The organism is Corynebacterium sp. ACRPZ (genome assembly GCF_022346205.1).
GTDB classification, from domain to species: domain Bacteria; phylum Actinomycetota; class Actinomycetes; order Mycobacteriales; family Mycobacteriaceae; genus Corynebacterium; species Corynebacterium lehmanniae.
The window spans coordinates 1-1,492 of sequence record NZ_JAKRMR010000034.1; the positions used below are offsets into that span (position 1 = coordinate 1).

Sequence of the window (1,492 nt, forward strand, 5' to 3'; positions counted from 1 at the left end):
CCTTGATTGTTTGTGTGTCCGTGTGTTTTGTTACGGGCGTATGGTGGATGCCTTGGCATGCTGAGCCGATGAAGGACGTGTGAGGCTGCGTTATGCCTCGGGGAGTTGCCAACAAAGCGTTGATCCGAGGATGTCCGAATGGGGAAACCCAGCACCAGTTGTGTGGTGTTACCCGCAGGTGAATTCATAGTCTGTGTGGGGGTTGACGCGGGGAAGTGAAACATCTCAGTACCCGTAGGAGAAGAAAACAATTGTGATTCCGTGTGTAGTGGCGAGCGATAGCGGATGAGGCTAAACCGTGTGCGTGTGATACCTGGCAGGGGTTGCGTGTGCGGTGTTGTGGGGCGCAAATGGTGCAGGCTGTCAACTGCACGCGCAATGTGCACATATCAGCGGAAGCATCTGGGATGGTGCGCCGGAGTAGGTGAAAAGTCCTGTACGTGAAGGTGTGTGTGGTTGTGTTGTTTGTGTTTTTCCCCGAGTAGCAGCGGGCTCGTGGAATCTGCTGTGAATCTGCCGGGACCACCCGGTAAGCCTAAATACTCAGTGTGACCGATAGTGAATTAAGTACCGTGAGGGAATGGTGAAAAGTACCCCGGGAGGGGAGTGAAAGAGTTCCTGAAACCATGCGCTTACAATCCGTCAGAGCACTTTTTTGTGTGTGATGGCGTGCCTTTTGAAGAATGAGCCTGCGAGTCAGCGGCATGTCGCGAGGTTAACCCGTTTGTGGGGTAGTCGTAGCGAAAGCGAATCCGAATAGGGTGTTTGTAGTGGCATGTCCTGGACCCGAAGCGGGGTGATCTACCCATGGCCAGTGTGAAGCAGCTGTAAGAGGTTGTGGAGGCGCGAACCCACTTAGGTTGAAAACTGAGGGGATGAGCTGTGGGTAGGGGTGAAAGGCCAATCAAACTCCGTGATAGCTGGTTCTCCCCGAAATGCATTTAGGTGCAGCGTGATGTGAGCTTGCCGGAGGTAGAGCTACTGGTTGGTTGAGCGGGACTATCATCTTAGCGACGTCAGCCAAACTCCGAATACCGGTTTTAAGTGGTGCATTGCAGTGAGACTGTGGGGGATAAGCTTCATAGTCGAGAGGGAAACAGCCCAGATCGCCGGTTAAGGCCCCTAAGGGTGTGCTAAGTGGAAAAGGATGTGGGATCGCGAAGACAGCCAGGAGGTTGGCTTAGAAGCAGCCATCCTTGAAAGAGTGCGTAATAGCTCACTGGTCGAGTGGTTCCGCGCCGACAATGTAGTGGGGCTCAAGCACACCGCCGAAGCCGCGGCAACAGTTTTACTGTTGGGTAGGGGAGCGTCGTGTGTGGGGTGAAGCCGTATCGGAAGGAGCGGTGGACTGCATGCGAGTGAGAATGCAGGCATGAGTAACGAATGGCAAGTGAGAATCTTGCCCGCCGGATGACTAAGGGTTCCTGGGTCAAGTTCGTCTTCCCAGGGTGAGTCGGGTCCTAAGGCGAGGCCGACAGGCGTAGTCGATGGT

General features: G+C 54.5%; 1 rRNA gene. It reads left to right on the forward strand.

Going from position 1 to position 1,492, the window contains the following annotated elements:
• Window positions 1-20: 20 nt before the first annotated feature.
• Window positions 21-1,492, forward strand: a 23S ribosomal RNA gene (locus MHX64_RS11845); the annotation flags it as partial.